Genomic DNA, 13,479 nt, shown 5'->3' with positions numbered 1-13,479 from the left:
GAGGGAAGGTCGGGGTTTTATCATGAATGAATATATGCAGTTTTCAGCAAAAACCAAAAATGAAGCAATCACAAAAGCATGTATTGAACTGGGCGTGACCAGTGATCAGCTTGACATTCAGGTAATCAGCGAAGGAAGTTCCGGATTTTTCGGAATTGGAAGTAAGCCTGCGATCATTAAAGCTCGCAAAGTAGAGGATCATTCAGAAGAAAAGGAACTCGAGGAAATAGTAGCTTCTGTCAAACTGGATGCATTCAAGGACGAGCCGAAACCGGAACAGAAGAAATCTTCACCGAAGCCGGCACCAAAGGCACCTGCCAGAACTTCTAATAAACAAGAAGTAAAGCCAGAGGCAGCGAGAGAAGAAAAACCTGCAAAACCGGTCAGAGAGAAACAGCCGAAAGAAAGAGTTTACAAAGAGAAACCAGTAAGGGAGCCGAAACCGGCCAAAGAAAAACCGGTAAGAGTATCCAAGCCGATCGAGATCATCACTGATCCGGCAGAGATCAAAGAGATCGAAGAGAGAGCATCTGTTTTCCTTCATGATGTATTTGCATCCATGGATCTCGGAGAAGTCCAGATCACATCCAAATATAACACAACAGATGGCTGTCTGGAAGTCGATTTTGAAGGCCAGGATATGGGAATCCTGATCGGTAAGAGAGGACAGACACTTGATTCTCTCCAGTACCTTACAAGCCTCGTTGTAAACAAAGGCAAATCCGACTATATCAGAGTAAAACTCGATACAGAGGATTACAGAAGACGCAGAAAAGAAACTCTCGAGAACCTGGCAAGGGGAATCGCCTACAAGGTCAAGAAAACAAGAAAACCTGTAGTTCTCGAGCCAATGAATCCTTACGAGAGAAGAATCATCCATTCTGCACTTCAGGGAAATAAATTCGTAGAGACAGTAAGTGAAGGTGAAGAACCATACCGTCACGTAGTTGTCAAATTAAAGAGATACTAAAGTGTTACTGCTCACAGGTAGTATCCCGCGAGGTGTTTTGCCATGAATATGGCAAAATCCCGAGACATACAGGGCAAAATCCCATCACCGTAGGTGATTTGGAATGGATTTTGACCAAGTTACTGTGAACGAAGTGAACAGTAACATTAAATCAGCAGTGAAAACAGTTCACAACTGAAATATAAAATGTTATTCTAGGTGAAAGCGTGAATAACACGTGATTGGCGTGTGCTTTCTTCTGGGATAACATTTTTTTTATAAGGAGGAATTATGGAAAAAACGATCGCTGCGATCTCAACTGCTATGAGTGCGTCCGGAATCGGGATCGTCCGTATCAGCGGAGATGAAGCAATGGATGTGATTTCCCGGATCTATCGTTCCAAAAACGGAAAGAAAAATATCAGGGAAGTACAGAGCCACACGATCCATTACGGTTTCATCTATGATGGAGAAGATGTGGTTGATGAAGTTCTGGTTATGATCATGAGAGGACCTCACACTTATACTGGTGAGGACACCGTAGAAATAGATTGTCATGGCGGAGTCTATGCCATGAAGAAGGTTCTGGAAACCGTGCTCAAAAACGGAGCCGTGATCGCAGAACCAGGAGAATTTACAAAGAGAGCTTTCTTAAACGGAAGGCTGGATCTGTCGCAGGCGGAGGCTGTCATGGATGTCATTCAGGCCAAAAACTCCATGGCACTCAAGAGCTCCGTAGAACAGCTCAAAGGCTCCGTACAGCGTGCCGTAAAAGAGATCCGGAGCAGACTGCTCTACCAGATCGCATATATAGAATCTGCCCTGGATGATCCGGAGCACTACGATCTCACCGGCTATCCACAGGAATTAAGAGTCATTGTGGATAAAGAGACCAAAGAGATCCAGGACCTGTTGAAAACTGCCGACGACGGAAGAATGATCCAGGAGGGGATCAAGACAGTTATCCTCGGTAAACCAAATGCCGGCAAATCTTCCCTCCTCAATTTCCTGGTAGGCGAAGACCGCGCGATCGTCACAGAGATCGAAGGCACAACGAGGGATATCCTGGAGGAATACATTTCTCTGAACGGAATTACACTTCGCGTGATCGATACCGCAGGAATCCGCGAAACCGAGGATGTAGTGGAAAAGATCGGAGTCGGCAAAGCCAAACAGATGGCAGAGGACGCAGACCTTATCCTGTATGTTGTAGATTCATCCAGACCACTTGACGAAAACGATGAAGAGATCATAGAATTACTTTCCGGAAGAAAAAGCATCGTGATCTACAACAAGACAGACCTTGAGCCGGTCGTAGATATGGAGAAAATAAAGCAGCGTACCGGAAGTCCGGTGATCCCTGTTTCTGTAGTGGAAGAAACAGGGATCCGTAAACTGGAAGATGAGATCAAGAACATGTTTTTCCAGGGAGAACTTTCTTTTAATGATGAAGTATACATCACAAATGCAAGACACAAAGCTGCACTGGAAGAAGCGAAAGAAAGCCTGGAACTTGTGAAGAACAGTATTGATATGGGAATGGCAGAAGATTTCTTTTCCATCGACCTTATGAATGCCTACGAAAGCCTCGGAAGGATCGTGGGAGAATCCGTAGGGGAGGATCTGGTCAATGAGATCTTCAGCAAATTCTGTACAGGAAAATAAACGCAATTTAGAAAAGAAGGGAAGATAAAAATGGAGGACAGAAGACTGGAGAAAAACTGTGATATCGTTGTAGTTGGAGCCGGTCATGCAGGATGTGAAGCAGCTCTTGCCTGTGCAAGACTGGGACTTGATACCGTAATGTTTACAGTCAGTGTGGACAGTATCGCACTGATGCCGTGTAACCCGAACGTAGGAGGCAGCTCCAAGGGACATCTGGTAAGAGAGCTGGATGCACTCGGCGGGGAAATGGGCAAAAATATTGACAAGACTTTTATTCAGTCCAAAATGCTGAACCAGTCCAAGGGACCTGCAGTTCACTCACTCAGAGCGCAGGCAGACAAACAGGCATACAGCACAGAGATGCGTAAGACTTTGGAAAACCAGCCAAACCTTACGATCAAACAGGGAGAAGTAACCAAACTTCTTGTAGAAGATGGAAAGATCACAGGTGTAAAATTATATTCAGGTGCAGTTTATCACTGCCAGGCGGTCGTACTCTGCACAGGAACTTACCTCAAGGCACGCTGTATTTATGGTGATGTCAGCAACTATACAGGTCCGAACGGACTGCAGGCGGCAAACTATCTGACGGATTCACTCAAGGAACTTGGAATCGAAATGTTCCGTTTCAAGACAGGAACACCGGCACGAATCGCAGGAAATACCATCGACTATTCCAAGATGGAAGAACAGTTTGGTGATAAGAGAGTTGTACCGTTCTCTTTTTTCACAGACCCGGAAAGCGTGCAGATCGAGCAAAAATCCTGCTGGCTTACCTACACAAACGAAAAAACACACGAGATCATTCGTGCAAACCTTGACCGTTCCCCTCTGTATTCCGGAATGATCGAGGGAACAGGACCGAGATACTGCCCGTCCATCGAGGACAAAGTAGTAAGATTTGCTGATAAGAAACGCCATCAGGTATTTATCGAGCCAGAAGGACTTTATACAAACGAGATGTATGTCGGTGGAATGTCAAGCTCCCTTCCTGAAGATGTTCAGGATGAGATGTACCACTCCGTACCGGGACTGGAGCATGCAAAGATCGTAAAGAACGCCTATGCGATCGAGTATGACTGCATCAATCCGCGGCAGCTTTATCCGACACTGGAATTCAAGAAGATCAAGGGACTTTTCAGCGGCGGACAGTTCAACGGAAGCTCAGGATATGAAGAAGCAGCTGCACAGGGACTGATCGCCGGAATCAATGCGGCTATGGAAGTTAAGGGACAGGAACAGCTGATCCTTGACCGTTCCGAGGCATATATCGGCGTTCTGATCGATGACCTTGTTACGAAAGAAAACCACGAACCATATCGTATGATGACAAGCCGTGCAGAATACCGTCTGCTTCTCAGACAGGATAATGCAGATTTACGTCTCCGCAAGAAAGGTTATCAGGTCGGTCTGATCGACGAGGAGACTTATCAGAAACTTCTTGAAAAAGAAGCAGCGATCGCAAGAGAAATTGAGCGAACAGAACATGCGACGATCGGAGGAAATCCGGAAGTGCAGAAGCTCCTTGAAGAAAAAGGAAGCACTCTTCTGAAATCCGGAACAACCATCGCAGAACTGATTCGCAGACCGGAACTCACTTATGAAGACCTTGCGCCGATCGACAAAGAACGTCCGGAACTTCCATGGGACGTAAAAGAACAGGTTGAGATCAATCTGAAATACGAAGGCTACATCAAGCGTCAGATGAAACAGGTAGAACAGTTCAAGAAACTGGAAGCAAAGAAGATCCCGGAGGACTTGGATTATGAAAAAGTCGGAAGCCTCCGTATTGAAGCAAGACAGAAACTGGAAGAATACCGCCCGGTATCTATCGGACAGGCGTCCAGAATCTCCGGCGTATCTCCGGCAGATATCTCTGTGCTTCTTGTATATCTGGAACAGTACAGACGAAATGCATAAAGAAGGAGCAGATCAATGGCATATGATTTAACAATACTGGAAGAAGGCTGCCAGGAACTTGGCATCACTCTCGATGAAGTCCAGAAAAAGCAGTTTACAGATTTTTACGAATATCTTGTAGAAAAAAATAAAGTCATGAACCTGACCGGTATCACAGAATTTCAGGAAGTGCTGGTAAAGCACTTCCTGGACAGCCTTGCCTGCGTAAAAGCAGTGGATATGAGCAAGGTAAACAGGATCATGGATATCGGAACAGGTGCAGGTTTTCCGGGCGTTCCGCTCAAGATCGCGTTCCCGCATCTGGAAGCCTGCCTTCTGGATTCTCTCAAAAAAAGAGTGAACTTCCTTGAGGAAAATTTCCAGCTTCTGAAACTGGAAAATATCACTGCGATCCACGGCAGAGCCGAAGAATTTGCCAAAAACAAAGCATACCGCGAAACGTATGATCTCTGTGTTTCCCGTGCGGTATCCAATCTGGCAACTTTATCAGAATACTGCCTTCCATATGTGAAGACAGGCGGATTTTTTATTTCCTATAAATCAGGTACCGTACAGGAAGAAGTAGAGCAGGCACAGAAAGCAATCAAGATCCTCGGCGGCAGGATCCAGGATGTTGTCTATTTCCAGCTTCCGGATTCAGAGATCCAGCGCTCCCTCGTTGTGATCGAGAAGGTCAAAGCGACCCCGGGACGTTATCCACGCAAGGCAGGCACTCCTCTCAAAGAACCTTTGTCATAAATTATCCTGAATTTCTCAAATTCCTTTTCACAGAATCCTCACAGATTTATCCAATTTTTATCACAACTTTCTCATAGAATATTTCAAGGAGCGGATGTAAGATCCGCTCCGTAATAAAAGATGTTTCCAGGTATCCCCTATCTCTGTTTCGCCCGGAAGCATCTTCTGTTTGTAAAGAAAAGGAGGAGAAATTTGTGATTGAAGTAAACAATCTGGTCAAACGTTATGGCGACCATACAGCAGTTGACCACCTTTCTTTTAAGATAGAGAAGGGAAAAATCTACGGCTTTCTCGGGCCGAACGGAGCCGGTAAATCAACAACTATGAACATGATTACCGGTTATATAGCATCTACGGAAGGAACGGTAACCATTGACGATCATGACATACTGGAAGAACCGGAACAGGCAAAGAAATGTATCGGTTATCTGCCGGAAATTCCGCCTCTTTATTTCGATATGACAGTGCTCGAATATATGAATTTCGCCGCTGATCTCAAAAAAATCCCAAAAAACGAAAAGAAATCCATGGTTGAAGAAGTCATGGAGATGGTCAAGATCTCAGATATGCGTAACCGCCTGATCAAAAATCTGTCCAAAGGTTACAGACAGAGAGTTGGACTTGCACAGGCGATCCTAGGATATCCGGAAGTTATCATCCTGGATGAGCCGACAGTAGGACTTGATCCGAAGCAGATCATAGAGATCCGCGATCTGATCAAGAGCCTTAAAAAGAAACATACCGTTATCCTGAGTTCTCATATTCTTTCTGAGGTAAGTGCAGTATGTGATTATGTATTGATCATTTCTCATGGCAAACTGGTTGCCAGCGATACGCCGGATAACCTGGGGAAACTCGCGCAGGGTTCCAACAATCTGTCACTTCTTGTCAAAGGAGATAAGGACAAGATCCGTATTCTGCTTGGAGAGATCGAGGGGATCAAGGAGATCGCGATCAACGCAGCCAAGGATCAGGAAGGCTGGGAAGTGAAACTTTCCACAGAAGAAAATACAGATATCCGTGAGGAAGTTTTCTTTAAGATGGCAGAACATCATTATCCGATCCTTGAAATGCAGTCCAAGAAAGTATCCCTCGAAGAGATCTTCCTGGAGCTGACCGAAGATGACAAGAAGAAAAAACCTGAGGAACCGGAGAAGGAGGGAGAAACGAAATGACAGCAGTATATAAGAGAGAGCTGAGAAGTTATCTCACATCTATGGTAGGATATTTGTTTATTTTCTTTATCCTGCTTCTTACAGGTATTTATTTTTCGGCCTATCAGCTGGCAGCAGCTTATCCGAAATTTGAATATACGTTAAGTGCGCTGACCTTTGTATTTCTGATCAGCGTTCCAATCCTGACCATGAGAGTTCTTGCAGAAGAACGGAAACAGAAGACAGACCAGCTGCTTCTGACAGCGCCGGTTTCTGTCGGCCAGATCGTTCTTGGTAAATATCTTGCACTGGTAACGATCTTTGCGATTCCGATGGTCATCATGTGCTTTTACCCACTTCTGATGTCAAAATTCGGAACAGTTTCTTTTGCAGGAGCCTATACAGGTATTCTGGGATTTTTTCTGCTTGGCTGTGCAAACCTTGCAATTGGTGTATTTGTATCTTCCCTGACTGAGAGTCAGGTTATTGCAGCAGTTCTTACCTTTGTATTTCTGTTTGCATTTTATATGATGAACGGAATTTCCTCATTCTTTTCAGAGGGAGCTCTGTCTACCTGCATTACATTTGGACTTCTGATCCTTGCGGCAGCTCTGATCATTTATACGATGATCAAGAATCTGCTGATTTCGGCAGCAGTATGTGTGATCGGAGAGATCATTCTTGCGATTATATATGTGGTAAATTCTTCTTTCTTCTCAGGCGGGATCCAGAAGGCTCTGAATATCGTTAACCTGAGTAGCCATTTTGATAACTTTGCCAATTCGATCTTTGACATCAAGGGAATCCTGTATTTCGTGTCAGTGATCGCAGTTTGTCTTTTCCTGACCGTACAGTCTATTGCGAAGAGACGTTGGAATTAAGGAGGCGAGAAAGATGAAACTGAAGGAAAAGTTTAACAAAAAAGACGGGCAGAACAAGAAAGAAAAGAAGCCGTTAAAGCAGAGGATTAAAGAATCCATGAATGGAAAATATCTGAAAAACGGTTCCTATAGTGTTGTGATCAGTGCGATTTTTATTGTGATCGTAATTGTGATCAATATGATCGTCGGATCTCTGCCATCCAAATATACAGAGTTTGATGTAAGCTCACAGAAGCTTTATAGTATCGGCGATGAGACGAAAGCTTATCTCAAGAAGCTGGACAAGGATATCACGATCTATCAGGTTGTCCAGAGTGGTTCTGAGGATGAGACATTAAAGAGACTTCTGGAAAGATATGCGGAAGAATCTTCGCATATTAAAGTTGAGACAAAAGACCCTGTTGTAAATCCGAAATTTACTTCTCAGTATACAAGTGATGATGTTTCTGCAAACAGCCTGATCGTTGTATGCGGTGACAGAAGCAAAGTCGTATCTTACGATACGATCTACCAGTCCTCCATGGACTATAACACTTACAGTTATACAACAACAGGATTCGACGGCGAAGGACAGATCGACAGCGCGATCTCTTATGTAACATCCGAAAATCTTCCGATCCTGTACACACTCGACGGACATGGAGAGAAGGAACTCGATTCTACCTTAAAAGAAGATATCGAGAAAGCGAATATCGATATCCAGTCCCTGAATCTTCTGACAGAAGAGAGCGTGCCGGATGATGCAGCCTGCCTGCTGATCAACGCACCGACAAGTGATATTTCCGAGACAGAAAAAGATGCGATCATCGAGTATCTGGAAAACGGCGGCAAGGCTATGATCTTCTCTGATTATACGGAAGAATCCATGACAAACTTTGACGCTGTACTTGCAAATTACGGCGTAGAGAGAACAGAGGGAATCGTGATTGAGGGAGATTCCCAGCATTACGCACAGATGCCATATTATCTGGTTCCGACAGTTAACAGCACAGATGCGATCACAGATTTTGCTTCCAAGGGATATTATGTGCTGATGCCTACAGCACAGGGTATCCAGAAAACAGATGATGTGAGAGATACGGTAACGATAGAGAGTCTTCTTACTACATCAGACAGTGCATATTCCAAGGTGGATGTAAACAGTGGAAGCATTGAGGAAACAGATGACGATATCAAGGGACCATTTGACCTAGGTGTAAGCATCACAGAATCTCTGGATGATGACAAAGAAACACAGATCGTTTATTATGCTTCCTCCAATCTGATGGACAGCCAGATCAATCAGATGGTATCCGGTGGAAATGAGCAGATGATCATGGAATCCTTAAGCTGGATGTGCAGTTCCGATGAAACTTCTACGATTTCTGTTCCGGCAAAAGACCTCCAGGTTTCTTACCTGACTCTGACTGCCTATGATGCAAGTTTCTGGAAGATCATTATCATGGGTCTGATCCCGGTTGCATTTCTGGTGATCGGCTTCGGCGTATGGCTGAAAAGGAGAAAAGCATAATGAAAAAAAAGACAGTAAAACTTGTCTCTGCTGTAGTTGCACTTGGCGTGGTGTCCGGAGCTTATGTGGGCGTAAATTCTTATGTTTCTTCTCAGGAAAAGAAAGAATCTGAGGAAGAGGACACAAGCGTTGAACTGACCAGCCTGTCTACAGATGATATTACTTCGGTTGCATTCACAGCAGGACAGGACAATGTAGAATTTGACAAAAAAGACGACGCCTGGTCGGAAAAAAGCGATGCGGATTTCCCGGTGGATCAGGATACTGTAAATACTGCAGTGGGAGGGCTCGCATCCCTCTCTGCTGCACAGGAAATCTCTGATGTGGAGGATTTAAGTGAATATGATCTGGATTCTCCACAGAATGAGATCAAACTTACGACAGATGACGGAGATACAGTACTTCAGATCGGTATGGAGAATGAATCCACCAGCCAGTATTATGTGAAGAAAAGCGATGATGACAAGAATGTATATCTGGTAGACAGCTCCGCAGTGGAGCCATTCATGGGAACTCTGTATGATTTTGCAGAGAGCGGAACTTTCCCGTCTGTGACTTCCTCAACGATCACAGAGGTCAAGGTTGACAAAGAAGACGGTTATGAACTGACCCAGGATCCGGATAATCTCTTCTGGAATGTGTCAGACGGAAAGACATCCGAAAAAGCAGATACCGATAAGGCCGGAACGGTGACATCAGCAATCGGTTCACTGGCATATGACAGCTTTGTGGATTATAACTGCACAGATGATTCCAAATATGGATTTGACGATCCGTATGCAGTGATCACTGCGAAATATACGGAGGAAGAAGCGGTAGAAGATGATTCTGAGGATGCCGAAGATACATCGGAAAGCACAGATGAAACGGATACAGATTCTGAGACATCTTCTGAAGATGAAAGCTCAACGGACAGCGATACAGAGGATGCGGATTCTTCTGACACAGAGGACGATTCCGAGGAAGAAGAGACAAAGACAGTCACAGTCGACAAAGAAATCACTATCTATGTCGGTGATGAAACAGGCAGTGACCGCTACGTAAAAGTAGACGACAGCAAAGAAGTCTACACGATCACAGAGGATTCCCTGACAGACATCCTTGACAGCACAGTATCTGATTTCTACAGTCTTTCTGTAAATTATCTCTCTGTCAACAGCCTGGATTCTCTGGAAGTAAAAACTCCAAACGGCGACCATACAGTGACAGTAACACGAGAGACGACGAAAGACAGTGATGATGAGGAAGCAGAGGAGACAACAACCGTTTCCTATAAACTGGATGGAGCAGATTTGGATGAGACAATATTCACAACCTTCTACAATAAACTCATCAACATGACTGCCCAGCAGCGTCTCACCGAAGACTATACCCCGGAAGGCGATCCTGCATACACCTTCGTATTCAAAGACACAGACGGCAACGAGACTACCGCAGAGTACTACGAATACGACACAAACTTCTATGCAGCAGTTGTCGGAGATAAGGTTTATCTGGTAAACAAGATGAACATTCGAGATATGGATGAGGCATATCAGAAAGTGATAAATCAGGATAAAGAAACTAATTCTGAAGAAGAATAAAAAGACAGCCCGGATTGATAGGAACACTATCAATCCGGGCTGTTTTTATGTCAGCACTTAACGAACATTACTGAAGGACCATTTGCTGAATGGACCATATACGTTCTTTCCACCTACGATTTTGTAGGCTCTTATTCTCATTCCAATTTTGTCGTAACTGGAAAAGCTTTCGCCGTAGCTGTTTTTTTTGGTAAATTTTGAATAGGTAAGGACATTTCCATATTCATATCCGCGAATCTGCACCTGATATCCGGCAGCACCTTTAATCTTATTCCATGTTGTTCCGTAAGTGACACCATTTCCACCGGTTGCACTGAGGTTTTTCCAGAAACGGACACCTGACTGAACCGGAGTACCCAGTCCATTATTGGAGACTGCCTTTCTGACACCCTGAATTCGGTTGCTGGCATTACTGTAAACACGCTTTTTGCCATACTGGCGGAAGGCTCTTACAGAGTAGGTATACCTGCTACCTGTTTTGGCTTTTTTGTCCAGGTAGGCAAGGCTTCTGCTGCCCTTTACACCGCCGATACATTTGTTGTTTCGATAGATCACGTATCCGGAAGCATTCGAAATACGTGTCCAGTTAAGATACATACCACTGCTGGTACTTCTGGCAGTTTTTAATCGCGGGGCAGAAACCCTGACGGTGGCTTGTGAAGTAACCGGAACACAGAGAACCATCATACAGGCTGCGATAAGAACTGCGAATAACTTTCTGAAATTTTTCTTCTTCATAGTCATTCCTCCTTGATTTTGATAACTTCATTTTACCTTTTTTGATGTATTTCGACAATAACAAAATTTTTTGTAAAATCCCCTTGATATTCGTGGTCCCTTATGACCCGAGTTGTCCCTGACATAAAAAAAGTTCTACCCTGGTCAAAATTTCTCTTACAAGTGCTCTGGAACTAATTTTAGGCCGATGCTATCATATATATCAGGAAAACAAGAAAGGATGTAGTGACATGGGAGAAAAAACATACAGGAATTAAGAGAAGAATTCTACTTTGATCTGTTTGAGCGGATGTTTGAAAAAGACAGAGAAAAACTCCGTATTTATTACAGCAAAGAATGCCCGACAGTTTCTTTTGTGTATGAAACGAAGAAATGACAGAAGAAGAACTGGAAAAATATATTGTCAGGAAAGACGATGAAGTTACACGGATACTTTTTGCATACGAGATAAATGCTGAAGGAAATATGGAATGGCATAAAATAACCAAAGATATGGCTTCAAAATGGAAAAAAGACCTGAATGATGTAACAGACCTTCCAGAAAAATAGTAGAACAGGAGAAAAGCAATGGATACATCAGAACTTGCAAGACGAATGAAAAAATATGAGGCAGTACCCAAAAACGTATTAATGAGAAGAACACCTGTAATTATGAGGCTGGATGGCAGGGCATTTCACACTTTTACCAGAAATTTCGTGAAACCGTTCGATGAAGTTTTGATGAAAGCCATGCAGGATACCATGAAGTACCTGTGTGAAAATATTCAGGGATGTGTTCTTGGCTATACACAGTCGGATGAGATAACACTGGTTCTCACAGATTACAAAAAATTTACATCAGAGCCCTGGTTTGATTATGAAGTGCAGAAAATGTGCAGTATTGCAGCAGGCTTGGCGACTCTGGAATTTAACCGCAAAATGCAGATGTATTCCAGAACATATGCTGACACCGCATCAGATGAAAAAGAAGAAAAACAGGCAGAAGTCTATGCAAAAGCAGTCAGCAACGGAGCAATATTTGACTGTCGCGTATTTAATGTGCCCAAGGAAGAAGTGGCGAATAATCTTTACTGGCGTCAGCTGGATGCCATGAGAAACTCAATCCAGATGCTTGGACAGGCAAATTTCCGCCATAAAGAATTACAGCATAAAAACTGCCGCCAGATTAAAGAGATGTTACTGACACAGAAAGGACTTTCCTGGGATGACCTTCCTTCACAGTTTCAGAGAGGGAGCTGTTGTATCAAGGAAACTTATGATTTCGAAGAATTCTATGATTTGGAAACCCTCTCTGTTGAACCGGGAACGGTGAGAATGCATTGGGTGATTGACAAGGATATCCCGGTTTTTAAAGATGAAGGAAGAGAGTATGTGAACAGCAGAGTGTATATTGGAGAGGGAAATGAATGAGTTTTATTATTATCAGAACTTATGGAGACGAATGGAAAAGGGATGTGAAAAACGACTGGTTTTTTGAATCAGATGAAGAAATAGACAGGGAATTTATGAATCTGGTCGAATCTGAATTCGGCGAAGAAGAACAATTTCTGCACCATCCGGAAGTCATAAAATATCTTGATATCTTTGGAATAACGGTTGGCGAATGTATCACACAGTTCCGTAATATCATGCAGCCGGCATCCAGACAGGAAGCACAGAAACTTGTCCAGCACGAATGCAGAAAGATCACCCATTCCGTATACCATGACTGGGAAGAAGTACGCAAGACAGCAATCCTGATCCTGCGGCACATGGGGATTTTTGTCAGAGAAGCACAGGCAGAAAAAACGATCCACGGCGTCCTGATTAATATGAACTGGGTATGGGAACAGTATCTGCAAAGTATTCTGGAAGATGAAATAAAAGAAGAGTATACTTTCCAACCACAGAATGAAAGAGAGACATTCTTCAGAATACCAGATAAAGAATCACAACGTAAATTAAAACCAGATTTGTGTATTTACAAAAAAGGAAATAAAACCACACCTGCGCTGATCCTGGACGCGAAATATAAAAATGCCTGGAGTGATGCTGCTCAAAATGGCAATTTTAATGAAAAAAGCGTAAGAGAAGACTGTTTCCAGATACTGGCATATATGTATCGGTTCAGATGTAACAAAGCAGGAATATTCTGCCCCTGTATATACCGCACAGTCAAGAAAGTAAAAATAATAGCTTCAAATCCTTTAAAGAAGCAATGGAAACAAACGAAAAAAAATTTAAAAACCAGGTAAAAAAAATTCTGGAAATATCTTGATATTTTTTTACCCATATGACCTGATTCCTCCCCGGAATATATGAAATCTGTCCTGATGCAAAAAAGTTTTACCCTGAAAAAACT

At 43.4% G+C, this 13,479-nt stretch carries 12 protein-coding genes; 11 read left to right on the top strand and 1 reads right to left on the bottom strand.

The features are described 5' to 3' along the window. Positions 1-22 precede the first annotated feature (22 nt). From jag to DWX28_RS08865, 8 genes are all read left to right on the top strand, one after another. On the top strand, positions 23-970 hold the full coding sequence (jag, locus tag DWX28_RS08900; protein ID WP_022213402.1) for an RNA-binding cell elongation regulator Jag/EloR: 948 nt from the start codon (positions 23-25) through the stop codon (positions 968-970). Between the two features lie 270 nt (positions 971-1,240). Beyond that, complete coding sequence (gene mnmE, locus DWX28_RS08895) at positions 1,241-2,614, top strand: tRNA uridine-5-carboxymethylaminomethyl(34) synthesis GTPase MnmE (protein ID WP_022213275.1); 1,374 nt, start codon at positions 1,241-1,243, stop codon at positions 2,612-2,614. Between the two features lie 30 nt (positions 2,615-2,644). Next, positions 2,645-4,534 carry a tRNA uridine-5-carboxymethylaminomethyl(34) synthesis enzyme MnmG gene (gene mnmG, locus DWX28_RS08890; protein ID WP_022213276.1) on the top strand — a complete coding sequence of 630 codons (1,890 nt, stop codon included), beginning with the start codon at positions 2,645-2,647 and terminating at the stop codon, positions 4,532-4,534. Between the two features lie 15 nt (positions 4,535-4,549). Beyond that, on the top strand, positions 4,550-5,272 hold the full coding sequence (gene rsmG / locus DWX28_RS08885) for a 16S rRNA (guanine(527)-N(7))-methyltransferase RsmG (RefSeq protein WP_022213277.1): 723 nt from the start codon (positions 4,550-4,552) through the stop codon (positions 5,270-5,272). Between the two features lie 194 nt (positions 5,273-5,466). Then, entirely contained in the window at positions 5,467-6,447 is a 981-nt protein-coding gene (locus DWX28_RS08880) for an ABC transporter ATP-binding protein (RefSeq protein WP_118252501.1), read from the top strand. Continuing rightward, positions 6,444-7,307: an ABC transporter permease gene (locus DWX28_RS08875; RefSeq protein ID WP_022213279.1), complete on the top strand. Its 864-nt coding sequence runs from the start codon at positions 6,444-6,446 to the stop codon at positions 7,305-7,307. The genes DWX28_RS08880 and DWX28_RS08875 overlap by 4 nt, the downstream gene beginning before the upstream one ends. Before the next feature lie 13 nt (positions 7,308-7,320). Next, positions 7,321-8,817, top strand: coding sequence for a GldG family protein (locus DWX28_RS08870; RefSeq protein WP_118252500.1), 1,497 nt, complete (start codon positions 7,321-7,323; stop codon positions 8,815-8,817). Continuing rightward, a complete protein-coding gene (locus tag DWX28_RS08865; protein ID WP_118252499.1) occupies positions 8,817-10,400 on the top strand; it encodes a DUF4340 domain-containing protein in 1,584 nt (527 codons plus the stop codon). The genes DWX28_RS08870 and DWX28_RS08865 overlap by 1 nt, the downstream gene beginning before the upstream one ends. A gap of 57 nt (positions 10,401-10,457) precedes the next feature. Here DWX28_RS08865 and DWX28_RS08860 read toward each other — a convergent pair whose 3' ends face one another. Continuing rightward, positions 10,458-11,138, bottom strand: coding sequence for a hypothetical protein (locus tag DWX28_RS08860; protein ID WP_118252498.1), 681 nt, complete (start codon positions 11,136-11,138; stop codon positions 10,458-10,460). Positions 11,139-11,510: 372 nt separating this feature from the next. On the opposite strand from DWX28_RS08860, the gene DWX28_RS19375 reads away from it, so the two are divergent. Genes DWX28_RS19375 through DWX28_RS08850 form a run of 3 tightly spaced genes read left to right on the top strand, consistent with a single transcriptional unit; the run spans position 11,511 to position 13,372 of the window. Continuing rightward, positions 11,511-11,687: a hypothetical protein gene (locus DWX28_RS19375; protein WP_158565300.1), complete on the top strand. Its 177-nt coding sequence runs from the start codon at positions 11,511-11,513 to the stop codon at positions 11,685-11,687. A gap of 18 nt (positions 11,688-11,705) precedes the next feature. Beyond that, the gene (locus DWX28_RS08855) at positions 11,706-12,548 is read left to right on the top strand and encodes a tRNA(His) guanylyltransferase Thg1 family protein (protein WP_118252497.1); all 843 of its coding nucleotides are present in this window, start codon (positions 11,706-11,708) and stop codon (positions 12,546-12,548) included. Then, positions 12,545-13,372, top strand: a complete 828-nt coding sequence (locus DWX28_RS08850; RefSeq protein WP_118252496.1) for a 5-methylcytosine restriction system specificity protein McrC — start codon at positions 12,545-12,547, stop codon at positions 13,370-13,372. Before DWX28_RS08855 ends, DWX28_RS08850 begins: the two co-directional genes overlap by 4 nt. The last annotated feature ends 107 nt before the right edge of the window (positions 13,373-13,479 follow it).

The organism is Blautia sp. AF19-10LB, from assembly GCF_003461245.1.
GTDB classification, from domain to species: Bacteria; Bacillota; Clostridia; order Lachnospirales; family Lachnospiraceae; genus Blautia_A; species Blautia_A intestinihominis.
This window is presented reverse-complemented; position numbering and strand designations above follow the sequence as displayed.

Coding starts and splice junctions, on each gene's coding strand:
- jag (WP_022213402.1), top strand. CDS start 23: ATGAATGAATATATGCAGTTTTCAGCAAAAACCAAAAATGAAGCAATC.
- mnmE (WP_022213275.1), top strand. CDS start 1,241: ATGGAAAAAACGATCGCTGCGATCTCAACTGCTATGAGTGCGTCCGGA.
- mnmG (WP_022213276.1), top strand. CDS start 2,645: ATGGAGGACAGAAGACTGGAGAAAAACTGTGATATCGTTGTAGTTGGA.
- rsmG (WP_022213277.1), top strand. CDS start 4,550: ATGGCATATGATTTAACAATACTGGAAGAAGGCTGCCAGGAACTTGGC.
- DWX28_RS08875 (WP_022213279.1), top strand. CDS start 6,444: ATGACAGCAGTATATAAGAGAGAGCTGAGAAGTTATCTCACATCTATG.
- DWX28_RS08870 (WP_118252500.1), top strand. CDS start 7,321: ATGAAACTGAAGGAAAAGTTTAACAAAAAAGACGGGCAGAACAAGAAA.
- DWX28_RS08865 (WP_118252499.1), top strand. CDS start 8,817: ATGAAAAAAAAGACAGTAAAACTTGTCTCTGCTGTAGTTGCACTTGGC.
- DWX28_RS08860 (WP_118252498.1), bottom strand. CDS start 11,138: ATGAAGAAGAAAAATTTCAGAAAGTTATTCGCAGTTCTTATCGCAGCC.
- DWX28_RS19375 (WP_158565300.1), top strand. CDS start 11,511: ATGACAGAAGAAGAACTGGAAAAATATATTGTCAGGAAAGACGATGAA.
- DWX28_RS08855 (WP_118252497.1), top strand. CDS start 11,706: ATGGATACATCAGAACTTGCAAGACGAATGAAAAAATATGAGGCAGTA.
- DWX28_RS08850 (WP_118252496.1), top strand. CDS start 12,545: ATGAGTTTTATTATTATCAGAACTTATGGAGACGAATGGAAAAGGGAT.